The 23,898-nt window shown below is 35.7% G+C and carries 29 protein-coding genes; 21 read left to right on the top strand and 8 right to left on the bottom strand.

Annotation, left to right across the window (positions count from 1 at the left end; translation table 11 throughout):
• Positions 1-494 precede the first annotated feature (494 nt).
• From ACWICE_RS06390 to ACWICE_RS06290, 21 genes are all read left to right on the top strand, one after another.
• On the top strand, positions 495-1,262 hold the full coding sequence (locus tag ACWICE_RS06390) for a ParA family protein (RefSeq protein WP_058699763.1): 768 nt from the start codon (positions 495-497) through the stop codon (positions 1,260-1,262).
• A 12-nt stretch (positions 1,263-1,274) separates the two neighbouring features.
• Positions 1,275-1,679: a DUF3408 domain-containing protein gene (locus ACWICE_RS06385; RefSeq protein WP_058699762.1), complete on the top strand. Its 405-nt coding sequence runs from the start codon at positions 1,275-1,277 to the stop codon at positions 1,677-1,679.
• Positions 1,680-1,689: 10 nt separating this feature from the next.
• A complete protein-coding gene (locus ACWICE_RS06380) occupies positions 1,690-1,962 on the top strand; it encodes a DUF3408 domain-containing protein (protein WP_176221477.1) in 273 nt (90 codons plus the stop codon).
• A gap of 2 nt (positions 1,963-1,964) precedes the next feature.
• Positions 1,965-2,600, top strand: a complete 636-nt coding sequence (locus ACWICE_RS06375; RefSeq protein ID WP_454297880.1) for a conjugal transfer protein TraD — start codon at positions 1,965-1,967, stop codon at positions 2,598-2,600.
• Between the two features lie 30 nt (positions 2,601-2,630).
• Positions 2,631-3,440: a hypothetical protein gene (locus ACWICE_RS06370; protein WP_058699760.1), complete on the top strand. Its 810-nt coding sequence runs from the start codon at positions 2,631-2,633 to the stop codon at positions 3,438-3,440.
• 197 nt (positions 3,441-3,637) lie between these two features.
• Positions 3,638-3,943: a DUF4134 domain-containing protein gene (locus ACWICE_RS06365; protein WP_058699759.1), complete on the top strand. Its 306-nt coding sequence runs from the start codon at positions 3,638-3,640 to the stop codon at positions 3,941-3,943.
• A gap of 11 nt (positions 3,944-3,954) precedes the next feature.
• Entirely contained in the window at positions 3,955-4,287 is a 333-nt protein-coding gene (locus ACWICE_RS06360; protein ID WP_058699758.1) for a DUF4133 domain-containing protein, read from the top strand.
• Positions 4,284-6,773, top strand: a complete 2,490-nt coding sequence (locus ACWICE_RS06355; RefSeq protein ID WP_058699757.1) for a TraG family conjugative transposon ATPase — start codon at positions 4,284-4,286, stop codon at positions 6,771-6,773. Before ACWICE_RS06360 ends, ACWICE_RS06355 begins: the two co-directional genes overlap by 4 nt.
• Positions 6,774-6,810: 37 nt before the next feature.
• Positions 6,811-7,443 carry a DUF4141 domain-containing protein gene (locus ACWICE_RS06350; RefSeq protein WP_058699756.1) on the top strand — a complete coding sequence of 211 codons (633 nt, stop codon included), beginning with the start codon at positions 6,811-6,813 and terminating at the stop codon, positions 7,441-7,443.
• A gap of 3 nt (positions 7,444-7,446) precedes the next feature.
• Positions 7,447-8,442, top strand: coding sequence for a conjugative transposon protein TraJ (traJ, locus tag ACWICE_RS06345; RefSeq protein ID WP_058699755.1), 996 nt, complete (start codon positions 7,447-7,449; stop codon positions 8,440-8,442).
• Positions 8,443-8,462: 20 nt separating this feature from the next.
• On the top strand, positions 8,463-9,086 hold the full coding sequence (traK, locus tag ACWICE_RS06340) for a conjugative transposon protein TraK (RefSeq protein ID WP_058699754.1): 624 nt from the start codon (positions 8,463-8,465) through the stop codon (positions 9,084-9,086).
• 11 nt (positions 9,087-9,097) lie between these two features.
• Entirely contained in the window at positions 9,098-9,535 is a 438-nt protein-coding gene (locus ACWICE_RS06335) for a hypothetical protein (protein ID WP_058699753.1), read from the top strand.
• Positions 9,536-9,555: 20 nt separating this feature from the next.
• Positions 9,556-9,849 carry a hypothetical protein gene (locus ACWICE_RS06330; protein WP_058699752.1) on the top strand — a complete coding sequence of 98 codons (294 nt, stop codon included), beginning with the start codon at positions 9,556-9,558 and terminating at the stop codon, positions 9,847-9,849.
• On the top strand, positions 9,830-11,179 hold the full coding sequence (gene traM, locus ACWICE_RS06325) for a conjugative transposon protein TraM (RefSeq protein WP_058699751.1): 1,350 nt from the start codon (positions 9,830-9,832) through the stop codon (positions 11,177-11,179). The genes ACWICE_RS06330 and traM overlap by 20 nt, the downstream gene beginning before the upstream one ends.
• Positions 11,180-11,206: 27 nt before the next feature.
• The gene (gene traN / locus ACWICE_RS06320) at positions 11,207-12,106 is read left to right on the top strand and encodes a conjugative transposon protein TraN (RefSeq protein ID WP_058699750.1); all 900 of its coding nucleotides are present in this window, start codon (positions 11,207-11,209) and stop codon (positions 12,104-12,106) included.
• A 16-nt stretch (positions 12,107-12,122) separates the two neighbouring features.
• On the top strand, positions 12,123-12,683 hold the full coding sequence (locus tag ACWICE_RS06315; RefSeq protein WP_058700047.1) for a conjugal transfer protein TraO: 561 nt from the start codon (positions 12,123-12,125) through the stop codon (positions 12,681-12,683).
• An 11-nt stretch (positions 12,684-12,694) separates the two neighbouring features.
• Positions 12,695-13,141 (top strand): DUF3872 domain-containing protein, encoded by a 447-nt coding sequence (locus ACWICE_RS06310; protein WP_058699749.1) that lies wholly within the window; start codon positions 12,695-12,697, stop codon positions 13,139-13,141.
• A gap of 129 nt (positions 13,142-13,270) precedes the next feature.
• A complete protein-coding gene (locus ACWICE_RS06305) occupies positions 13,271-13,552 on the top strand; it encodes a molybdenum ABC transporter permease (protein ID WP_221630283.1) in 282 nt (93 codons plus the stop codon).
• A gap of 97 nt (positions 13,553-13,649) precedes the next feature.
• Positions 13,650-13,958 (top strand): helix-turn-helix domain-containing protein, encoded by a 309-nt coding sequence (locus ACWICE_RS06300; protein ID WP_058699748.1) that lies wholly within the window; start codon positions 13,650-13,652, stop codon positions 13,956-13,958.
• Positions 13,942-14,229, top strand: a complete 288-nt coding sequence (locus ACWICE_RS06295) for a helix-turn-helix domain-containing protein (protein ID WP_058699747.1) — start codon at positions 13,942-13,944, stop codon at positions 14,227-14,229. The genes ACWICE_RS06300 and ACWICE_RS06295 overlap by 17 nt, the downstream gene beginning before the upstream one ends.
• A gap of 286 nt (positions 14,230-14,515) precedes the next feature.
• Positions 14,516-14,902, top strand: coding sequence for a response regulator transcription factor (locus tag ACWICE_RS06290; protein WP_058699746.1), 387 nt, complete (start codon positions 14,516-14,518; stop codon positions 14,900-14,902).
• 24 nt (positions 14,903-14,926) lie between these two features.
• On the opposite strand, the gene ACWICE_RS06285 is transcribed toward ACWICE_RS06290, so the two are convergent.
• The 8 genes from ACWICE_RS06285 to ACWICE_RS06250 form a co-directional block, all read right to left on the bottom strand.
• Positions 14,927-15,646, bottom strand: coding sequence for a hypothetical protein (locus tag ACWICE_RS06285; protein WP_058699745.1), 720 nt, complete (start codon positions 15,644-15,646; stop codon positions 14,927-14,929).
• Between the two features lie 15 nt (positions 15,647-15,661).
• Complete coding sequence (locus ACWICE_RS06280) at positions 15,662-16,534, bottom strand: hypothetical protein (RefSeq protein ID WP_058699744.1); 873 nt, start codon at positions 16,532-16,534, stop codon at positions 15,662-15,664.
• Between the two features lie 14 nt (positions 16,535-16,548).
• Positions 16,549-18,375 (bottom strand): ATP-dependent helicase, encoded by a 1,827-nt coding sequence (locus tag ACWICE_RS06275; protein ID WP_068791507.1) that lies wholly within the window; start codon positions 18,373-18,375, stop codon positions 16,549-16,551.
• A complete protein-coding gene (locus tag ACWICE_RS06270) occupies positions 18,375-20,303 on the bottom strand; it encodes an AAA family ATPase (RefSeq protein WP_058699743.1) in 1,929 nt (642 codons plus the stop codon). Before ACWICE_RS06270 ends, ACWICE_RS06275 begins: the two co-directional genes overlap by 1 nt.
• Before the next feature lie 252 nt (positions 20,304-20,555).
• On the bottom strand, positions 20,556-20,786 hold the full coding sequence (locus tag ACWICE_RS06265) for a hypothetical protein (RefSeq protein ID WP_058699742.1): 231 nt from the start codon (positions 20,784-20,786) through the stop codon (positions 20,556-20,558).
• Positions 20,787-20,879: 93 nt separating this feature from the next.
• Positions 20,880-21,692 carry a hypothetical protein gene (locus ACWICE_RS06260; RefSeq protein ID WP_058699741.1) on the bottom strand — a complete coding sequence of 271 codons (813 nt, stop codon included), beginning with the start codon at positions 21,690-21,692 and terminating at the stop codon, positions 20,880-20,882.
• 300 nt (positions 21,693-21,992) lie between these two features.
• Positions 21,993-22,823 (bottom strand): competence protein CoiA, encoded by an 831-nt coding sequence (locus tag ACWICE_RS06255; protein WP_058699740.1) that lies wholly within the window; start codon positions 22,821-22,823, stop codon positions 21,993-21,995.
• A gap of 206 nt (positions 22,824-23,029) precedes the next feature.
• Complete coding sequence (locus ACWICE_RS06250) at positions 23,030-23,584, bottom strand: HD domain-containing protein (protein WP_058699739.1); 555 nt, start codon at positions 23,582-23,584, stop codon at positions 23,030-23,032.
• Positions 23,585-23,898: the final 314 nt, after the last annotated feature.

The following is a 23,898-nucleotide window of genomic DNA, read 5'->3' as shown; positions in this document are numbered from 1 at the left end:
GAAAAACCCCCTTTGCAAAGTAAAGGTTGATTTTATAAACTATTGATATATAGAATACTGCCAAAGTATTCCGTTAAAAGCCAAAGTGTACAACGCTTTAAAAACCACCTCTATTAATCGCTTTCTTTGTTTCAAGGTTCTACAGAAAGCTTTGAAAAAAACAGTAAAGAAAAAAGTAAAAAAAGAGATATGTATCTGTGCAAATCCTGTAAAAAATAAAAGCATAAAGTTTTAAAAATATAAAAACGCTAAAACGTAAAAGCGGTAAATAAGAAAAGCAGAAAAGAAAGTTTAACTGAAGTAAAGCATATTTCTACCTGCAAAACTTCACGGATTGAAATTTTACAATCAGGTTTCATGTGAATGAAAAAGGGAAAAACGACAAGCAATTACGCAAAAGGTAAAAAAGAAATATTAGAACAAAGAAAGGTACAAATGAAGGTTTTTGTTTGCCTGTACCGATTTAAAGAAAAGCATCAATAAATTTTTAAATAATGGAAACGACAAAGAAAACTTTAAAAATCAGCTTCTACACACAAAAGGGAGGTGTAGGCAAATCAACGATCACTACGCTGTTGGCTAGTGTGCTGCACTACCGTTTAGGTTACAACGTACTAGTAATGGATTGCGACTTTCCGCAACACAGTTTAACCAATATGCGTGCGAGGGATTTAAAAACGGTCATGGAAAATGACTATCACAAGAAAGCTGCTATGAAGCAGTTTCAGACTATCAATAAGAAGGCCTACACCATCGTCAAGAGCAAAGCGGAAAACGCATTGGAAAACGCATTTGAGCAGACAGAAAAATCGAAGGTAGAGCCGGATATTATCTTTTTCGACCTTCCTGGAACTGCAAATACAAAGGGAGTATTATCGACTTTAAAAACGATGGATTTTGTGTTTTCACCGATTACGGCAGATCGACTGGTGGTAGAAAGTACATTGGGCTTTACCAAGGCCTTTCTTCACTTACCAGAAACAGAAACCGGAAACAAAGATCTGGCAATATGGTTGTTTTGGAATCAAGTAGATGGTAGGGAAAAAACAGGTTTGTACGACGCATATCAAAATGTCATAGAGGAGTTGGGATTGCCAATTATGGAAACTCGCATTATGGACAGCAAGCGTTTCCGAAAAGAAACAGACGATACAGGAAATTATGTATTCCGTTCCAGTCTGCTCCCTGCCGAACCGCAATTGCTGAAAACCACCCGCATGGATGCTTTTGTGCAGGAATTTTTAAAAATTATTCACCTGTAAAACCGATGATGTATGGCAACAGATAACAAACGAAAAGACTTTGAGAAACCGGATGTTGATGAGGAATACCTGATGAACATCATGAGCGGTGACCAGCCTGTCCCTGACAAACCAATTCCCAAATCACAAGAGGAAATAAAAGAAAGCAAACCACGTGAGCGATCTCGTTCGACTTCTACCAAAAAAGTAGATTATGAAGAAACCTTTTTAGTCAATCGCTTTCCGTCAGGGCGTAACGGTAAAGTAGTCTATATCCGTCCTGAATATCATGAAAGATTAATCCGCATTGTTCAACTCACACGGGAAGATAAAACTACTCTTTATTCATATATAGATAGTATTCTTGAACATCATTTCAAGGAATTTGGTGATGATATTACCGACTATTTCAATGAAAGATATAAACCTATTATATAATAGTTTCATTATGAAAAATACAAAACAAAAAAAGAAAGCAACATTAAGAATAGATCAGTACAAAACTGAATTTCTTCAGTCGAAAGGCGTTAAGGCAAGAGATAGCAAAACAGCCTATATCAGTACAGAGTTTCACGAAAAGTTATCGCTTATCGTCTTTATGATGGGTGGAGGTAAACTGACTATTACTGATTACCTACACAATGTGCTGAAATACCATTTTGAGGATTTCGGAGAGGAACTCACAGCCATTTATAACGCAATCGACAAACCTAAATTATAGCTATGGAAACAGCAATTCTTATATCCCTATTAATTGTCATTGTCCTGCTGTTGCAGGACAAGGTGGTTATCAAAAGAAATCCAAAACAGGAGAAGCAAATTCCTAGTCAAAAGCGAGAATTTTTAGATATTATGGGAAAACCCAAGCCGATTGAACGCCTTTCTCCGCCAAAGAATACCACTAAAGGACAACTTGAAGATAAAGAGGAAAAACCTGATAATTTTGAAGAAGAAAGATCCCTAAAAGGGTTTGCTAAAGAAATTCCGCAGGAAGAGCTAGATGAAGTTTTTAATACCGAACCTGATTTGGAGGAAGAGGAAGAAGAATGGAACGGGTATGGAACTTATGAGGAAGAAAACGGTTTTGCCACAGGGGTTACCTTTGAAGAACTAAGTACCGTGGGGATGTTGCTCCAAAAAGAGAAATTGGAAACAGCTCAGAAGGAAACAGCGGTGGGAATAGTTCAGAAAATACAGGGAACCGATCTTTTTAGTCTACTGGAAAACTCAATGGAGGGTGCTGCACAGAAAATTGCAGCGTTGTTGGACAGTGGTGTTCCCGGTAAAGAAATGGACTCTGGTTCTTACAATTTGCGGAAAAATAATATTAATGATTTTGACATTGGGGAGTTTGTATAGACTCTCCTTTGTGTTTTAAAACGTTAAGGTATGGAAAAAGAACTGAAAGAATTTGATATCCACGGAACAGTGTTTCTTGTGGATGTGAATAAATTAGAACTGAGAGAAAAAGAAGATGAAACGAATATTATTCGGTTTGATGAAATGGAATATTTAGGAAATGGATATCGTTTTGATTACGACGTTGAAAAGAATAGACTTTCATCGGGATGGGGAAATCACGAAGTAACCGTCACTATTCCCGAATTCTCCGTATTAGATCCTATTGGGATGGGGAATAAATATAAGCTATCATTAGATGTCATAAAGAAAAGGAACGACTATGATATCATGGTTGACCCCGTTGCTTATGACCTGCGTGTGAACAAAGGAATGCTGCCCACCATTGATATTGAAGGACACACTTTCTATGTAGATATAAGAATGGATAAACTTAGACCAAAAGATGACTTCCTCTCTAATGGAATTGCTTTTTCACACATAGAAGACTATTTTAATGATAGCTCTGGAACATATCTTATTCCCTACAATCCTAAGACAAGAGAAATGGGCGAAATTGACTATGAAAATATTACAGAAATTCCAAAAAATCTTGTTGTAATAGAATTTCCAAACGAGTTAAAACTGGATCCTATCGGATGGAATAGGCAACACGGATTTGATCTGAAAGATGGGTTAATGGAAGTAGGATTGCAAATGAGTTTTACAGCAAAAAAAGGAAAATGGGAAGACATTTATGTGCCTCAAAAAATCAAAGAGAATTTAGATAAAATTAAAAAAGAAAATAAGAACTCGAATACTCCTTATAATTCAGAAAGGAAAAAGGGTAGAAAAATGTGAGAATATTGTAAAAAGAACGAAACGTCAGCCATCAAAAGGCTGGCGTTTTTTTATACTCAATTTTCATACGAAAAGCCTTTGAAAGCCAAGTTATTCCACTGAACGACACTTTTTAAGAGTGCTTTGTTTTACGTCGCACATTTGTTCCGAAAGCCTGCAAGGTGCAGGAAATCGTAACAAATTAATTCGTTTTAAAGATGAAAAAACAAAGAAAAAAAGTGCTGCTGACAGGTGCGGCTTTGCTGTCAGCATTTGGGGTATTTGCACAGGGAAACGGTTCTGCGGGAATCAACGAAGCCACGCAAATGGTAACCTCTTATTTCGATCCCGCCACACAACTTATTTACGCCATTGGTGCCGTGGTCGGGTTAATCGGAGGTGTTAAAGTGTACAATAAATTCAGTAGTGGTGATCCTGATACAAGCAAGACTGCGGCATCATGGTTTGGAGCTTGTATCTTTTTGATCGTTGCTGCAACTATTCTTCGTTCATTCTTCCTTTAATCCTTTGCCTTATGAGTAAATACAATATTAATAAAGGCATTGGACGTACAGTCGAGTTCAAAGGATTGAAAGCACAGTATCTGTTCATTTTTGCAGGTGGCTTACTGGGTATGCTTGTTCTGGTGATGATACTGTATATGGCAGGCGTAAGTTCTTATGTGTGTCTATTTATTGGAGTTGGAGGAGGCTCTCTTATTGTCTGGCAGACATTCTCTCTGAACCAGAAGTATGGTGAATACGGATTAATGAAAGTGGGTGCCAATAAGAGGCATCCACGTTATATCATCTGCCGGAAACCCGTACATCGCTATTTAAAATTCACCTCTAAATCTGTCGGCTTATGAGAAATGTAGCAAAAGCCACTACGTTGGAAAGCAAGTTCCCATTATTGGCTGTGGAAAACAACTGCATCATCTCTAAAGATGCAGACATTACGGCTTGCTTTCGGGTACATTTGCCCGAACTGTTTACGGTTGCTTCCGTAGAATACGAAGCTATACATTCCGCATGGCACAAGGCGATCAAAACTTTACCGGATTTTACAGTCGTTCACAAACAAGATTGGTATATCAAAGAAAATTACGCTCCTGATATTGCAAAAGAAGATCAAAGCTTTTTAGCAAAATCGTATCAACAGCATTTTAACGAGCGTCCTTTTCTGAATCATTATTGTTACTTGTTTCTTACCAAGACCACTAAAGAACGTATGCGTATGCAAAGCAACTTTAGTTCACTTTGCAAGGGTGTGCTTATCCCTAAAGAAATAAGGGATAAGGAAATCATTCATCGCTTTATGGAAGCTGTGGCACAGTTTGAAAGGATAGTGAATGATAGCGATTTTGTAAAACTGGAACGTCTGAGCGAAGAGGATATCGTCGGAACGAGTGGCAAGCAAGGATTGCTGGAACAGTACCTCACCTTGTCAAGAGATGAGGGAAGGCCTTTACAGGACATTGCTTTGGGGTCTGAAGAAGTTCGTATAGGGAACAAAAGATTATGTTTACATACCTTATCTGATACGGATGATCTACCGGGAACAGTATCTGCTGATACGCGTTACGAAAAATTATCTACAGACCGAAGTGACTGTTTGTTGTCGTTCGCTTCTCCCGTTGGACTACTGTTAAGTTGTAATCACATCTATAATCAATACCTTTTCTTAGATAACAGCGAAGCAAACCTCCAAAAGTTCGAAAAGTCTGCAAGGAATATGCATTCACTGGCAAGGTATAGCCGTGCCAACCAGATTAACAAAGAATGGATAGAACGCTATCTCAATGAGGCTCATTCACATGGTCTGTCTTCCATTCGTGCACATTTCAATGTACTGGCATGGTCTGAGGATCCGATCGAACTAAAACAGATTAAGAATGATACCGGTAGTGCTCTGGCTTTGATGGAATGCAAACCAAGACACAATACTACTGATGTAGCAACTTTGTACTGGGCAGGAATGCCGGGCAATGCCGGGGATTTTCCTTCTGAAGAAAGTTTCTACACCTTCATAGAACCCGCGTTGTGTTTCTTCACAGAAGAAACAAATTACCAAAGTTCACCATCACCGTTCGGTATCAAGATGGCAGACAGGTTAACGGGAAAGCCAATCCATTTGGATATATCGGACTTGCCTATGAAAAAAGGTATCGTCACGAACAGAAACAAATTCATTTTGGGACCTTCAGGTTCGGGAAAATCTTTTTTTACAAACCACATGGTTCGTCAATACTATGAACAGGGGGCACATGTGCTGTTGGTTGACACAGGTAATTCCTATCAGGGATTATGTGAGCTGATCTATGGAAAAACCAAAGGTGAAGACGGTGTTTATTTCACTTATACCGAAGATAATCCTATTTCATTCAATCCATTCTTTACAGACGATGGCATATTCGATATTGAGAAGAGAGAAAGTATCAAAACCCTGATACTAACCTTATGGAAACGAGATGATGAGCCACCGACAAGAGCAGAAGAAGTAGCCTTGTCTAATGCGGTAAGCGGTTATATAGAGCGTATTAAGATCAATGATGAATATCCATCCTTTAATGGTTTTTACGAATATGTACAGAGAGACTACCGCAAAGTATTAGAAGAAAAGCAGGTTCGGGAAAAAGACTTTGACATAGCCAATTTCCTAAATGTTCTGGAACCTTACTACAAGGGAGGTGAATATGATTATCTGCTTAACTCAGACAAACAACTTGACTTGCTGACTAAACGCTTTATCGTATTTGAGATTGATGCTATAAAGGATCACAAAATTCTCTTTCCTATTGTCACGATTATCATCATGGAGGTTTTCATCAATAAGATGAGAAGGTTGAAAGGTATCCGTAAGCTCATCTTAATTGAAGAAGCTTGGAAGGCAATTGCAAAGGAAGGTATGGCTGAGTACATAAAGTATTTGTTTAAAACAGTCAGAAAGTTCTTTGGAGAGGCAATTGTAGTAACGCAGGAAGTGGACGACATCATCCAATCACCTATTGTGAAAGAATCCATTATCAATAATAGTGATTGTAAAATACTGCTCGATCAGCGAAAGTATATGAATAAATTTCATGACATCCAGGCGATGCTCGGGCTCACTGAAAAAGAAAAATCTCAGATCCTTTCTATCAATATGAACAACGACCCCAAACGCTTGTACAAAGAAGTCTGGATTGGATTGGGCGGAACGCACTCCGCCGTTTATGCTACAGAAGTAAGCATGCAGGAATATCTCGCATACACTACGGAAGAAACCGAAAAAATGGAGGTTATGCAGCTTGCTAAGGAACTCGACGGTAATGTAGAACTCGCTATAAAACGAATTGCTGAAGAGCGAAAATAGAAATCAGGTAATTATTAATCAATTAAAAATCAATAAAATGAAAAAAATCATGTTAATGGTGTTCACGGTAATTATACTGGCTGTTACACCTTCTGCCAAGGCACAATTTGTTGTCACTGACCCAGCTAACCTGGCTTCCGGCATTCTTAACAGTGCTAATGAAATCATACAAACATCTTCCACAGTTTCCAATGTGGTCAAAAATTTTAAGGAAGTAGAAAAGGTGTATAAACAAGGTAAGGAATATTACGACAAGTTGAAAGCGGTCAGTAATCTGGTAAAAGATGCGAGAAAGGTACAGCAAACTGTCTTACTTGTTGGAGACGTATCTGAAATGTATGTACAGAATTTCGGCAAGATGATGAACGATCCGAATTTCTCACAACAAGAATTGGCTGCTATCGCCAATGGTTATTCTGCACTATTGAATGAAAGCACGGAGCTACTGAAAGAATTGAAGCAGATTGTTTCCTCATCCAGTCTTTCATTAAACGATAAAGAACGTATGGATATCATCGACCGTGTTTATAAAGAAGTTAAAGAGTACCACAGCCTTGTACGGTACTATACCAGTAAAAATATTTCGGTCAGTTTTCTAAGAGCTAAAAAGAAAAATAATAGCAAAAGAGTACTTGAACTTTACGGAAATCCTGAACAAAAATACTGGTAAACTATGGAATTTAATAATCTTCATGAAGTTCTACGCTCATTGTATGATGAGATGGTACCTCTGTCCGCCGATATGGCGGCTGTAGCAAAAGGACTCGCCGGATTGGGGGCTCTGTTTTATGTAGCTCTCAAAGTATGGCAGGCACTCAGCCGTGCAGAGCCTATAGATGTATTCCCCTTACTACGTCCGTTTGCTTTGGGATTGTGCATTATGTTTTTTCCAACTATGGTTTTGGGAACTATCAATGCGGTACTCAGTCCCATAGTAAAGGGCACTCATGCTATACTGGAAAACCAGGTGCTTGACCTTAATGAGTTGCAAGCTCAGAAAGACCAATTGGAATACGAAGCTATGGTACGAAATCCCGAAACCGCCTATTTAGTTTCCAATGAGGAATTTGACAGGAAGCTTGAAGAATTGGGATGGTCACCCTCTGACATTGCTACGATGTCGGGAATGTATATGGAACGTGGTATGTATCAAATGAAAAAATGGATAAGGGATGCTTTTCGGGAATTTCTGGAAGTACTCTTTCAGGCAGCCGCTCTGGTCATAGATACCATACGGACGTTCTTTCTGATTGTCTTGTCCATTCTGGGACCAATAGCCTTTGCTATTTCTGTGTGGGATGGGTTTCAGAGTACGCTCACACAATGGCTCACACGGTATATCAGTGTGTATTTATGGTTACCTGTGGCTGATTTGTTCAGTTCTATGCTTGCCAAAATACAATCATTGATTCTTGAAAGAGATATAGAGATGCTTGCCGACCCAACCTATATCCCTGACACTTCAAATACGGTTTATATCATTTTTATGATTATCGGTATCGTAGGATACTTTACCGTTCCTACAGCCGCAGGCTGGATCATTCAGGCAGGAGGTGCCGGAAACTTTATGCGTAACGTGAACCAGACTGCTATGAAAACTGGAAATATTGCCGGTGCCGGTGCTGGTTCTACCGCAGGTAATATCGGAGGAAAATTAATGGGTAAATAATAAAATTTAAATCATTTGAAATGGAATTTAAAACATTAAGAAATATCGAAAACAGCTTTAAGCAGATAAGGCTGTATGCTATTGTCTTTGCGGTACTCTGCATTGGAGTTGTAGGATATGCCGTTTGGCAGTCCTACCGCTTTGCGGAGGAGCAACGACAAAAAGTCTATGTGTTGGATAACGGCAAATCACTCATGTTGGCACTCTCTCAGGACGCTTCTATAAACCGTCCGGTTGAAGCTCGTGAGCATATCCGTCGTTTTCACGAATTGTTCTTCACGCTCGCACCTGAAAAGAATGCTATTGAAAGCAATATGAAAAGAGCATTTAATCTTGCCGACAAATCGGCATTTGATTATTACAAGGATTTGTCCGAAAAAGGATATTACAACCGTATCATATCCGGTAACGTACAACAACGTACTGAAGTGGACAGCGTAATCTGCAACTTTGATACCTATCCGTATGCTGTTAAAACTTATGCAAAACAGTTCATTATCAGGTCAAGCAATGTGACAAGGCGTAACCTGGTTACATCCTGCTACTTGGTTAACTCCGTTCGCTCTGACAATAACCCACAAGGCTTTACAATAGAAAAATTTGCGGTGTTAGAAAACAAGGATATTGAAGTTATAGAACGCTGAAGATTAAGCACATGAAACACTTACTTGATTTAGACACGTTCGTGAAAACCCTTATTGATAAAGGATACTCTGGTTTTTTTCATACTGAAAGTTCTTATGCAGGCAAATTAAAGGATAGCATCAGTGAATTTTTGGAGGCTTGGGGCAAAGGCAAAGAAGCACCATTAGTAGCAAGCCATTTGCATCTATCTACATATCTCGAATGGAATGGTGAAAACAAGCCAAAGATTGAATGTGATATGTGGGTAAAATACGAGAATGGGAAATTTGATTTACAGGAAACGGAAATGTATGTAAGAAGAATAGATCCTTATGGACAACTATTGAAGCAATCTAAGCTAACCAACTTTACAACAAGCTCGTTTCCCATGATAAAAGAAGCCATTTCCCAGGTGACTGAAAAACCTAAAGAACATATCTCTTCCTGCAAAAGAGGGTTCAGAATGTAATAACCTCAAATAATTAAAGTATGAAAAAACTAAGGGAAAGATTGGATAATTGGTTTAACAAACTTGATGAACGTTGGCGGTCGTTGCCTGTAAAGAGACAACATAAATATACGCTGCTTTTTTTTATGGGCTATCTGCTTTTAACGGTTATCGTCATCGCAAAAGTTTGGTTCGACACCTCTAAGCCTAATCCCACTATAGAGATCAGACATATCGAAAATCCAGTTATACAGAAAAAGAAATCCGAGACGGGAGGATTGGATTCATTGTCAAACATTTTAAAAGAAAAGTTTTATGAAAGAAAATGGAAATAAAAAATTGGGAGTTCGGGTTACGGAAGGTACCCCGAATGAAAACCCTGATGTATTGCAGGACAATGCACAGAATAAGACTGAAAAGTTGAAGAAACCAATCATATTTGGTTTGATGGGAATCGTGTTTGTTGGCTGTATGTGGCTCATATTTAAACCATCAGAAGATAAAAACAAGATAGAGGATATTGGTTTAAACGATGCTGTACCACAGGCTACGGATGCAGGTTTACAGTCGGACAAACAGAAAGCTTATGAGCTGGAAATGTTGGAGCAGAAAAATCAGGAAAAGCGTAATGGGTTGACCACATTAGCTGATTATTGGAATACAGATTCAGCAAACTCCATGGAACCAGATCTTTCTGAAGAGGCACAGGGAAATACGGGTTTATTCAGTGGTAATCAACGTAGAGGAAGTAATCCTGCACTAAATAGTTATCAAAATGCTCAAAGCGTTCTCGGTTCGTTCTATAATGAACCCAACTATGAAACACAGGAACTTCGCAAACAATTAGACGAACTGAAACAGCAATTAGCAGAAAAAGACGTGGTGGCACCCGATCCGGTCGAAACCCAATTGGCACTTATGGAAAAGTCCTACCAGATGGCTGCGAAGTATCTACCGACCAATACTCCCTCTCAGCCTACAACTGTCGTTCCCGGTTCTGAACTTCCGACAACAATACCTGCATCATCATCTACTACTCAAAAAGAACATTTTGTAGCATTTACACCTGTCAAAAAAAGTGCTGTGTCAGCATTGTACAGAGAGCCAACAGATAGTGCATTTCTGGCAAATTGGAGTGAAACCCGAAATCGAGGATTTTACACCGCAGGTGTTTCAGAGCAGGTAATACAGCCAAAAAACAGTATTCGTGCTGTAGTACAGGAAACACAGGTAGTAACCGGAGAAACTGGTGTTCGTGTTCGCATATTAGAAGATGCGAAAACTCCGAACCGTACCATTCCAAAAGGAACGGTGTTAACGGCTACTGCAAAATTCCTAAATGGAAGATTGCAATTAAAGGTGACTTCAGTAGAACTGGAAGGAAACATTATCCCTGTAGATATCACCATATACGATATTGATGGTCAACAGGGACTATATGTACCTTATTCTCCTGAAATGAATGCCCTGACGGAAATAGCAGCTAACATGAGCCAGACTTCAGGTACGAGTATTATGATGACACGTTCGGCAGGTCAGCAGGTAGCAGGCGATTTGAGTCGTGGTGTGGTACAAGGAGTTTCCGGTTATTTCTCTAAGAAAGTCAGGACGCCTAAAGTAACGTTGAAGGCTGGACATCAGGTGTTTCTTGTGTCTAAAAGCTAATAAATCAAAAAATATAAAGATTAAAATATGAAAACGATAATTAAAAGTATGCTGATGTTAACCTGTTTGGTTGGACTGATCGGCAAAAGCCAGGCACAAAATGCCAATAACACATCCAAATTAGCAATGGGTAAAGTAGAACCTTATCAAATGGAAGTAACCTATACTAAAACCTCGCATTTGATATTTCCAGCGGCTATTCGTTACGTGGATTTGGGAAGCGAGTATCTGATAGCGGGTAAAGCAGAAGATGCCGAAAATGTATTGCGTATAAAGGCTACCGTACGTGATTTTGAAGAAGAAACGAATTTTTCGGTGATTACCGAAGACGGCCGTTTCTACAACTTCAATGTCTTTTATAGTTCATACCCATCGTCATTAAATTATGACTTGTTGACCATGCAGAAACAACTTAGCCGGGAAAATGAAAATGATGTATTATTTGAAGAGTTGGGTAAGAACTCTCCATCATTGGCGGGGTTGCTGTTGGAAACTATTTACAATAAGGACAAGAGGATCATCAAACATATCGGGTCAAAAAGCTACGGCATACAGTTTTTGTTGAAAGGGGTTTATATCCATAATGGTAAGTTTTATTTCCATACTGAACTACGAAATAAGAGTAATGTTCCGTTTCAGATTGATTTTGTGAATTTCAAAATTGTGGATAAGAAGATTGCAAAACGTACCGTAATACAAGAAAAACCAATGAAGCCACTACGCATATACAAGCCTCTTGACGAAATTATTGGTAATACTACGGAGCAAAACGTATTCCTATTGGATCAGTTTACAATTACGGATGATAAAGTGCTATTGATTGAGATTTTCGAGAAAAACGGAGGCAGACATCAGGTTTTGCAAATAGAAAATTCCGATCTGGTAAATGCAAGACTTATCAATACGATGCATCTCAAAATTAACTAATCAAAAAAATAAGGCAATGAAATATTATATATATACAGTGATATTGATACTTATCGGTATCACATCGGCAAACGCACAGCGGATGGTACCCAAACAAAAAGCACTTGAAGTAAGTGCTGGAATATTATCAGATGATAAAATTGGAAATGACTACTATATAAATCTGGCAATGACAGTAAACGGTAAAAACGGAAATTACTGGCTATGGGCACTGGAATATAACCATGAATATTCTAATTACAAAGAGCTTGAAATACCTGTTGAGACCTATATGGCCGAAGGAGGATACAGTCTTCGGCTGTTGGGAAACTTCCGAAAAAGTATCAACCTAAACGCAACACTCAACGGAGTTATTGGCTACGAAACATTTAACCGTGGAAAGGAAATGCTTTTTGATGGAGCCGAAATACTGAACGAAGAAAGTTTTGTCTATGGAGCCGGAGGACGTTTGTCTTTGGAAACCTATTTGTCCGATCGCTTTGTATTACTGATACAAGGTCGTACTAAAGTGCTTTGGAATACATCAAGGGACCAGTTCCGACCATCAGCGGGAATTGGATTAAGGTTTAACTTTTAAAACATAAAACTATGATAGTAATTTTCAATAAATTCAGAATAGGATTGTTTCCACTTCATATTTTGCTGGCAATCCTGATAGGATCAATAACTTTGAGCTCCTGCGATAAAGAAGAGCTGGAAATACAACAAGATTATCCATTTGACGTAAATGTAATGCCAGTTCCTTCTGAAGTAGCGAATGGTCAAACTGTGGAAATCCGTGTTACAATACAGCGTACAGGAAATTACAGAAATAACGCTTACTACATTCGGTATTTTCAGTTTGACGGACAGGGGGCACTTCGTTACTACAATGAACCGCCTTATATGCCTAATGATTTGTACCAATTACCACAAACGCAGTTTCGGTTGTATTATACTTCAGCCTCGACGGTATCCCAATCTTTCGATATATGGATATCTGACAGCTTTGGAAACGAAAAACAGATAAGTTTTCAGTTTAATAGTAGTGATTAAAGGGTTTGTTAACTATTCAATTTACAACGACTTACCTTTCGGTAGGTCGTTTTTTATTTACTGTTAATTTGTATATGGTTTCATCAATATTTGCTAAATTTATCTTCATGATATTGAAATAGATTGATTATGGAAACATTGGTTTTAGGTATAATAGCATTGGTCTTTGGGCTTGGTCTTCGTTACTGGATCAATCGTCGCAAATTTTATAGAAGAAGCTCTACAGGAGCAGAGGGATTCTCAAGTTATGAAAAGTCTGTTGTAATTTCTTTTATTGAACGTATAGGAAAACTAGCAAGCATCGTACTTATCATATTCGGCATTTTATTTCTGTTTACATACTACGGGTCAAAAAAAGATAAAGATAAATCTGAAAGATTAAAATCTAATACTTCTATACAACAGCGATAAGCCAAAATCTACCTCTCATAGCCAAACAAACCTTCCAAAAGTATAAGAGTAATTATCCTTATTAAATTCACTGTTCACAGCAAAATGAAGAACAGTTATGGAAGTAATCGCGATACAAAAATCGGCTTTTAAAAGTCTAACTCAAGAGTTAGATGATATGCTTGAACTTACTCAGACGGTAAGTCAGGCATATGCATCCATTTTCAAAGAAGAAAAGTGGCTGGATAATCAGGAAGTATGTTTGATGCTAAATATCACTAAAAGGTCATTGCAAACTTATAAGGATAAAGGTTTATTACCTTATTCCAAACTCAACAGAAAGAACTATTTCAAGCTGTCAGATGTAAAGGCTTTGCTGGAATTTAATAAAAGCATTAAAGAGGAAAGACATGGAACTACTGACTGATGATGCTATGGAACTGGCATCCCACAGAAAAAAACTGGAAGAGCTTAGGGAAAATATAGAGTTGATACTGCAAAATTTCCGGCCAGTAATGAACGGTGAAATATACCTGTCAGGACAGGACGTGTGTAAGTTACTGCATATAAGTAAACGCACTTTACAACAGTACCGGGACGATAAAATTTTGCCCTTCGTTCAGATTGGGGGCAAAATCATTTTTAAGCAATCGGATATTGCGAACGTATTGGAACAAAACTATGTGATGAATAAATAATAATCTGTAAGCTGAATAAGCATTTTGATAGTTGTATAACATTGTGAACATTATTATCTTTGCTTAGTAAAATATAAAAATCTTAAAGTGTTTTTGCTTTAAGTCTTGGTACTGAAAACTGGTAATTTTTAAGACGACAAGACAATAAGTAGGAACGCTCACGCTATAGGTGTGGGCGCTCGCTTATTCGTTGTCGGGTATACCAGTGCCTCAGTATCGATAAGTTGTAGTGGCCTGCACTTTCTTTTTTTTGCAGTACTCTACTTAATCGAATAAATAATTTGATATGGATACTGACACAAAACAAGACAAAGTTTCGATTGCATTTATCAATGACAAAAGTCCGATAATAGATAAAATATGTACTGATTTATTAAGTGCAAAATTTGAAATTTTATTCCAAACTGAAAACATTGAAAACGCAATATCTGAATTAGAAGTGATCAAAAAATTACCAGAGATCTGTATTATTGATCTTGATTTTTATGATAAGAGTATATTAAAGCAACTTCAAAAATTAAGAAACCTTTATCCAACTATTCAACTGATCGCACATAGTGATATTGATGATGAAAAAATCGCAAAAGATATAATTGATATTGGTTTTTTAAGCTATTTCTTACTTGGTACTGATATAGATGATTTAAAAAAGGCTCTTATTGATTCTGTGTAGACGGTAAAAATGTTTTCAATTCCTTTAAATTAATCGAAAATCTTGGGAACTATCATAATAAAACATCTCAATTTCAGTAGGTTGCACATTAATAGATTGGTAACCGTCCTGATCTAATCTACATGCTTTTGGATTACATAGTGCATGGAATGTAGATACAGCTATTTTGCCCCATGGATATTCATAGAATGTATTTATCTTATTTGGGTTTAGTGTGCATTTAAGAATCATGGGAATTCCTAAATTATTTATTTTAGCAGAAATAGAATCCATCTCGAAAATTGGCATATAAATTTGTTCTCCTCCAAAATTCACCAGCAATGGTTCTGCACCGCCATTGTAAAGAGCAGAAGTTGTGAAATTAAAGAATAAATAATTATCTCTTGACTCTTTTTGTCTATAATCAAAGTGCTTGTTCCAAGCTTGTAGTACAGTTTCCAGTTCATTACTTGAAAGTAAGTTGCCGTGATTATTGATAAAGCATTGTCTTATCTCCTCGCCGGTTCTACACCTAAGCCCCTGTTCAATAATATGCTCTGGAATTGCTCTCGTGTAATGAAAACCATAAATACTCGCTTTAAGGCAAACTTCATTGATTTCCTTTACCAGCTGATTGATCTCTTTACCTTCTAAGATATGCTCCAAGAACTCGTTGTCTAAAAAGGTTTTTTTATGTTTTTCAAGCTTATCTATATAAATCTTAGGAATGCCTATTAGATTATTGAGATTTATATTTTTTTTCATAAACGGAACTTATTATTAAAACGTCAACCAGTTCAATTTCCATAAAAAAGAAAATAATTCTACCTGCAAATAGTCTTTAGTTTCTCGATAGTTTTCAACATCATATTGGTAGATGAAATCATCAAGTAATTCATTTTCATATGCAAATTGTGTTGCGAGAAAACTACCAGATTGAATTTCGGCCACATTCCTAACAGCACGTGACAATTTACTCAGATTAGACAAAGCTCCTTCAGAAACAAATTGTCCCTTCTGTATTCTCATATCTTCAATTTGTGATAAAAGATCCTCCTGATCAAAGCTTTCATACTCAGGATTTGCTACACCTTTTATACCACCTCTGTCAAAGTACCATTTTTTATGACCTCTAAGTAAGGATACTTTTGGAAATGTAGAATTTGCTACAATAGTCTGCCCAGAAGTATGATTGTAAAGATCTTGCTGTTTGTGGAATACTGGAGCTGCATATATAACTAAGGCATCCGTACCAAGTTCCTTCTCTAACAATTCTAGAGCAGTCTGTTGGTGAGGTGTAATTTCAAAATACCAGTGTGCTCCTTTAATGTGCGGTTTAAGACCTTTTTTTGATCTCGATGAATAATCGGAACGCTTTGCTTGTATGAAGAGATTTAGATTGAAATCAGGTAATATTTTTTTAGGTTTTGATGTATTCCAAATATATCTAAACTTTCTTCTGTGAAGTGATAAACCACCTAGGGGAGAGCTAAATCCATGTAAGTTCCATAAATAATCGTTAATACATAGCGAGGCTCTATCAATGCCTACTATTTTTTCAAAGACCTGTCCTGGTTCCCATAATAGATTACTACCTTTTTCAAGCTGGTTGAATAATGGGCCTCTAAATTCGCCCTCTTCAAATTCTGTCATATATTGTATGTAGATTATAACTGATTTAACTCTTCTTCTTTTATTATCCTGATTTCGTTGCCGAACTTCTGTTTGAGTTCATTATCTGTTACTGAATGTGGGAAAGCCATTGCTAATAGATGTCTTGGTCGAGATAATGCCACATATATTAATCTTTTGGTTTCATCAGGAAAGCCATTGTCAATATTTGATATGTTATCAAATGTGATATTATCTTTATGTTTCCTTTCGTTGAAAAAAACAAGAATAGAATCCAAAGTTTGTCCCTTTACTTGGTGTATCGTAGTGATGGGGATATTGAACGTAGAAAAAGATTTTTTAAAATGTTGGCTTACAGTTTCAGCAAGCGTAGATTTTTCTAAATATTTCGATTTTCGACTCCGTAGATTAAAATCTACTTCATGGCTAAGGCCTAATTTACTTTTTAAAAACTGCTGAGTAGCAGCTGTCCAATCTTGAATTGTTTTACTAAAAGCTGGTAATTCATCTAAAATAGTAATCATCAATGAATTAAAGTAAGGATCTATACTTTTTTCTTTCTCAATCTCTTTCAATAAATGATAATCAGCCTCATCAGAATGCATTAGGGGTATACAAATGGTTCTGATTTCTTTTATTGCATTTTTAATATCACCACTTGTGTAAAGATTTTTAGCATATATAATTTGTTTTGGCAAGTCTATACCCCAAGGTCTCTGTTCTGTTTTTGCTCCTAACAATGCGTCTTTCAACGAATTTCCTCGAACAACAATACAGCTACTGATGTATTTTTTCATTGAACAAGAGTCATCATAATGTTTAATAATTAATTGATGATTCACGTTTGAATATTTATAAATTACAATCGAATCCGTTATATTTTCACAATCTACGCTATTGATTTTTAAATCATCTGATCGACGAACTTTTGAAAATATATCAATTATACTTTGAGGTGATCGTCGGTTATCAGTTAAGTCGTAAGAGTTCCATGTTGCGTCATTTTCGTACTTTCTTAAAAATTCAGAAGGCTTTGCATCTCGCCACTCATATAAGCTTTGGTAAGGATCTCCTATCAGTTCAATATTGTTAAGGCCTTGCTTCACTAATTCTTCAAATATGGCATGCTGCATTAGTGAATTGTCCTGAGCCTCGTCTATAATAATAAAAGGAAATCTTAAACTAAGCCATCTGCAAATTTTAGGATTATTTTTCAGTAGGTGAAGGGCTATAAATGCTGAATCTCCAGTTGAAATTAATCCTTTTCGAAATTGAGCATTCTTGATGAGTTTACAGTAGTTGTCAAAATTAACTTTTTCAACTTTATCAGATGATGGTTGATTTCCATTAATAGAAAAAGATCCATTTGGCTCAATTCTAATTTCACTGGGAGGATATAGATGATAAATACTTCGATTATTCTTTGCCTTGTATTCTGGATTATTAAGTGGTCTTAGTAAGCCTTCAAGTGTTTTGCCATTTTTAACATAAGTGGTCTTCCACATATCATCTAAGATCGTTGTGTGGTCGAGTATTTTTGGTCTATTAAAGTCTCGATTAAGTAGGTTATAAAATGGAAGAGTAATATACTTATTTATAAAACTATCAATAGTTGATACATGATTAGGGAATTGAAGTGATTTACCCGCCAGTTTCCTATAGGCTTCATTGATTTCATCTTTAGCAGAGTTAGTAAATGATAAACAAGCTACTCCCGAATGCCCTCCAACTTCTTTTAAATTCTCTAAATTTAATATCTTCTTTGCGATAGTAGTTGTTTTTCCGCTTCCAGGACAGGCATTTAAAATAACTTTTCCTCTAGCTTGTAAGTAAGCCAGTCTTTCTTCATTTTCATAATACATTACAATCCATTTTTTAAATGAGTTAACGCGTTCAATATATATACCGGAACTATAAATGAGGCTTTTGCCTCTTCCAAATTATCAATTAAATGAATTGAGAAATCCTGTGCAAATTCAGCTTTGTCAGGGAACGTTTTCCATAAGAGAATCGCAACTTTTCTTTTTTCCTGTTCAGACATCAAATCTGCTGGAAACGTTGACATGTATGTGACTATATTGCTGATTTTATCACTTACTATCATGTCAAGATACTTCACTAAAAAGTTGTCCTTAAAAGCACTTCTGTCATTGTTTACGTTATGCGATGCTATTTCATATTCCAAAGTTTTAAATGACTCAAAAATCTTTATATTTTCAGCCTTGTTTTTAACAGAGTTTAAATTCCTAATTCTTGATACAGCGTTACCTTTTTGGATACAATCATCTAAAAGATCTAGCACGGTGGTATCATTTATCAAATTCTTAAAGCTATAATCAGATTTTTTTGAGTCAGTAAACCTGTCATCGTCTGTAATGATGGAAATAGGCTTGTTTATTCGTTTCAGTACATCTGAGTGATTAAAAAGGTAAAGGAAGGGATAAAATGAAGTTCCTTTTACGTTTACAATTTCCGTCCGGTAATCTTCAAGTTTATAGTCCTCTAAAAGAGTAAATGCTGATATCAAAAGTTCCTCTGATATTCCCTCAATGAATAAAATGGATTTTGCGAATAGAAGCTGAGATTTGGTTACGTCAATGTACCTCTGAAGTTTCTTCATTCTATTCTCAAAATCTGTATCCAACAATTCTTTGCTTTTAGTAGTATCTTCAATTATTTTTTCAGATTCTCTATTTTGAAATTGTTTATCCAGTTTTGTTGCTTTACCACAATCTAATAAAATAAGATTTTTAAGGGGTACTTTTGAAGTCAACGTTGGTGAATGGGTAGTTATAAATAGCTGGCTGTTTTCAGTCGCATTTGCATTATTTAAAAAGTTATAAAGGCTTAGCTGTAATTGTGGGTGAAGGTGAGATTCGGGTTCTTCGATTAGAAGTGCAAAATGAGGTAGGCCATTATCCTTAATCTGTTCTTTTATATCACCTAGAACAACTGCTATATAGATTAGATTGTTCAATCCTAAACTATTTTGCCATAAATGAAACCCCTCATCCATCAAAGTAGCTCTATTATGTGGAAGATAAGGTTTGATTGCATTAACTATATATTCTGTTTTTGCTTCCTCAATTCTGACGCCGATTTTATTGTCAATAACTCTCTTAAAAATACTTTCGAGATTCGTGTTAACACCATCTCGCGTATTTTTAACTTCATCACGTTCTAACAGCTGAGAATTTGCATCTTTTATTATCTGTTCTATTTGCAATTCCGACTTTTCTCTCTTTACAAATCGTCTTATAACTTTGCCCAAAATATTATTTCTAGTACTCAACAGATCCTTGGTACTATCCCTTAAAGCTCCTAAATAATAATGCTGAAAAAGTTCGAAGGTTTTATAGTCTGCTTTTTGACCATCAATATTTCCGGTATTATAAGTGAAATATGGATATTTTCCGTCTTTTTCTTCATAAGAGATGGATATTTTAGCATAATCTTCCTCAATATTATTGGGATCAATTACCATATATTCATAAAACCCTCCTTTTTGAGCGGTAGATAATCCTTTAAAAATATAAGTAATGGTTATTAGGGTAGATTTATTAAGTGTTTTATGACCATCATTGTCGATTGCTTTTTGATGGAAATCATCGGATGAAACTGATAACTCCCTTATAGGTTCTCCAATATTGTATAGTAAACGTATGGCATCAATAACAGCTGATTTACCGCATCCATTTTCACCAATAATAATATTTAGTTTTGGATCAAATTCGGTTTCAATTACCTCAATTCCTTTGTAGTTTTCAATCTTTATATAAGCTAAATGCATTTTTTACGTTAATTTGGTTTAATCTAATAAAAGATCGACAAGCTATTAACGCATCAATTTAACTGAAACATAGATAGCATTTTAATGCCTTAGGCTAATTTAAAAAAAAACAATAAGGAATAATGCATTAAGTAGAAAAATTGAACAAGATTTTAAATTCCCACAGTAGATTACTGAATTTACTTCTTTCCACATCTGGACTAGCACCGATGTATTCTTGGGATATGCTCTTATTATCTCTGTAATATATTCTTAATAATTAGTTGGATGAGAAAAATGTTGAAGTGTTAATGTTTCTGTACTATTACATATCTCACAATTATTTTTAATGAATTCAATTCTTCTTTCTCTCCAATCTTTAGAATGCCACAATCGCTGTCCACCTTTGAAATCAATCCAGTATTGTGATTTTGCAATTTCTAATGTGATTTCATTATTTTCCAACTTGTCTTTTAATTGGATAATTTCGTTATATGTCAGCATGATATTTTGGATTTATTACTCGACGAATATAACTAATACTAAAGCCCGTACTGTGAGAATTGGTGGTTAAAAAAGCACTGTTATCTGTATTACTTACGCAAAATTAAATAACACTAACTCAACCAATATTTTCTTATTTGGATCATCCGGATTTTTAAACGAGAAAGTGAAATTTGTTTGTGCTCTTTGATTAACCAAACCTTCACACAGTTCATGTGCTAATATTGCGTTTCTCGATTTTTCTATTACATCGGTAAAATTCTTAGTATCACGATTGAAAATTACCAAAGCAACTTTTTCATCTCTCCAATTCACATAATTTGATAGTAACTGATTTAACCCATCAATTAGGTACTTTTCACCTTTCCATAATTTACACTCTGCAATAAAAAGATTATTCCCATTATTGTCGAACATTAAAATATCTGTTTTTCCGTTTCTATTAAAAACTTCACCTTTAGCAGAATGATTCTTTGAAATAGAGTTTAAGAAAGGAATAAAGTAATCTCTGTATCTTTCTTCATCAAAACGAACATTAAGAGATTTGAAACCTTCTAAATTTTTACCGAGAATATTCATATAATCAATAACTTGGTAAAATGCTTTTTCACTGACGCCAGTAACGGTTTGGTCAACGAATTGCGGATCAACAGGAGAACCATTAAAATAGTTTTCAAGTGTTAGAGCGACTTCATCTTGTGTTTCTTCTATTTCGTATAATTTTGATGGATATATTGTTAAGTCAATATTACCACTTTTTTGCTTCGTAACATTTGACTTATGTACTGAGGCTAATTGTTGTAAATGATTAGCAATATTTTCAGGATCAATTCCATCTTTTAGAAATACTTTTAAATATTTCTTTCCAAAAGTTTCTCTAATTTCAAATGTATAATTTTTGGGCATATCGTTAAAAATAGTATTGAAGGGAACTAGCCATAGCCTTGCAAAAGAGTGAACTTTATAAGATCGAACGTTCAATTTTGCACTTGCGTTAGCAGAACCATTTTTCGTTTTTGCTAAAATACAAAAAAGAGGAACCGAAAATGGTTTTTACGGATAAAAATCATGAATCATGATTCATGAATCTTGAATTAAAAAAAGAAAAACAAAAAGCAAGTGGTTTTTTCGAAATAGGGAGCCGAATCGTTTAAATTGCTCTTAACTTTGCTCTTTTGCCAAATTGCATGTTAGTAGCTGGAATGCTTATAATCTTCGTCTACGCTTTCTATATCCAATAATTGGAATTCCTCTCCATGAATATATTCCTCTATTTGATGAGTACAATGTTTGTCGATTTTCTCTTTCTTTTATTTGGTCTTGCTTTCTAAATTCATTTATGAATTCCTGAACTCTCAAAGTCCATTCACCATTTGTGGTTGTATTCAAAAAAGCTTTACGTGAGATTTCTGCAACTTTTGCATGTCTACCAACCTGTGGAAATAAACAGTAAAGATTATTTCGTAAATCTTCTGTATCATCTATTGAACTGTTTCCTCGAAAATCAAAGATTACAGGTACAGAACTTTTAAGCCAAGCTTCTGGAAAACAAAACTCTGGAAAACAAACCTCAAAAATCCCCGACTTTTCAGTTTGATGCACTTCACTAATTCCGTCTCTTTTCCATTCCTTTAAAAAACGAGGATAATCTCTTTTTAGTCGCGTGCCATCCACTATCCAAACCATGTTTTTATAAAACTGTTCTCGTGCAGTTCGCTCTTGAGGATTAATGTTCGAATGTTGAAACTCTATTACGAGGCTATGAGCGGTACGAACATCAGCAATATGTTTTTCTTTTGTTCCATTATCAAACAAAGATATTTCTTGCCAATCGGATGGATAATTGTTTTTCCAAGTTCGGTGCCACTCTGTTTCTGGTTCCCACCAATTGTCACAATCCGTTTTGCTTTTATGTGCCCAATGCCATATTTTTCGTGTACCACATTTTGCAATAACTGGCTTCGAACAACAACAACACAATCCGTTAAGTTTCGGTTGAGCTTCTGTCCGATTATTATCTATTAAAGCAAAGCGCATTTTTTATAGTCAGCTATCAATACATTGTTTTCACTTGCAAATTTACTCAAATAAAAATATCCTTAGGAATCGTTAAGGTAAAAACCAATAATAGCCAAGCGACTTTCTTTTGCTTCTTTTCTTTGGTCGCAGATGTGGAAAGAAAAAAAGTATTTACAAGGCAAAAGAAAATTTGATTTGCATCTTTATCAAACAAAATATAGTAATTATAATTTATTTAATACTTGCAGTCGGTGTATTAAATGCTCAAATAATTCTTTTGTAATGTCAAACTTTGACACATGTGGCAAATATTTATTTCTTATTAAGACTTCTGTAAATCCATCATTATTAGATTTAGTATCATCATTAATATTTCTAATACAGGCGTCTAAACAGTCAACAGCTTTAGCAAATTCAGCTTCTCGTGTGGCTCTTTTTTCATATTCACTGACAATTTTTTCAAATCTTAATTTATTAGGAATAAGTGTTTTGATTTTTTCTAATGCTTGTTCTTCTTTTTGATGTTTGAGTTTCATTTCCTCTGGATTATTGAATTTGGCATCTCCTGCATAAACTTCAACAATATCATGGTAAATTAAATACTCAATAACTTTTAATCTGTTTAATGGTTCTTCAACATAATCGATTAGAATATCCGCAATCAGCAAACAACTCCAAGAGTGTTCTGCTGTACTTTCTTTTCTTCCCTTTACATTGGTACCACGTTCAACATATTTTAACTTTTCTAATTCGGTTAATGCTATAATCAATTTTTCCATTCAATGTAAATTATCTATTAAATATCCTTTTATTACAAAAATATAAATTAAAGTTGCCTAACAGACACTGCTTAAACTAAACTGTAAAAATAACAAAAGGGATATTGTCGTCCATTTTTCTAACGGTTCAGATTGGTACGGTCACTGTTAAGATTATGCTTAACTCTAAAGCGAACGCAATGAGCATTCTTTATAGCCAGTTATTCATACATTGTATTTACTAGCAAATTTACTCAAATAAAAATATCACTAGGAATCGTTAAGGTAAAAACCAATAATAACCAAGCGGCGTTCTTTTGCTTCTTTTCTTTGGT

The sequence above is a fragment of the Sphingobacterium sp. NPDC055346 genome, assembly GCF_053645235.1.
This window is presented reverse-complemented; position numbering and strand designations above follow the sequence as displayed.